Raw genomic sequence first — 492 nt, 5'->3', positions numbered from 1 at the left:
CGGGAAGTCGTACTTCGACAGAAGCTCGCGCACCTCGAGCTCGACCAGCTCCAGCAGCTCCTCGTCGTCGACCATGTCGACCTTGTTCAGGAACACCACCAGCGCCGGGACGCCGACCTGGCGGGCCAGCAGGATGTGCTCGCGGGTCTGCGGCATCGGGCCGTCGGCCGCCGACACGACCAGGATCGCGCCGTCCATCTGGGCGGCACCGGTGATCATGTTCTTCACGTAGTCGGCGTGGCCGGGGCAGTCGACGTGCGCGTAGTGCCGGTTCTGCGTCTCGTACTCCACGTGCGCCGTCGAGATCGTGATCCCGCGCGCCTTCTCCTCAGGCGCCTTGTCGATCTGGTCGTAGGCCGTGAACGTCGCCCCGCCCGTCTCCGCCAAAACCTTCGTGATCGCCGCCGTCAACGACGTCTTGCCGTGGTCGACGTGACCGATCGTGCCAATGTTGCAGTGCGGCTTGGTGCGGGAGAACTTTTCCTTGCCCAT

1 protein-coding gene is annotated in these 492 nt (G+C 65.9%); it reads right to left on the bottom strand.

What is annotated here, in order from left to right; genetic code table 11:
- Nucleotides 1-492, bottom strand: a 492-nt coding sequence (locus WYO_RS04120; protein ID WP_007559460.1) for a GTP-binding protein, incomplete at its 3' end; no start/stop codon positions are given.

Origin of the sequence: Methylobacterium sp. GXF4, from assembly GCF_000272495.1 — a bacterium.
Taxonomy (GTDB): Bacteria; Pseudomonadota; Alphaproteobacteria; order Rhizobiales; family Beijerinckiaceae; genus Methylobacterium; species Methylobacterium brachiatum.
Note: the sequence above shows the minus strand (reverse complement) of the source record. Positions and strands in the feature narration are given on the sequence as shown.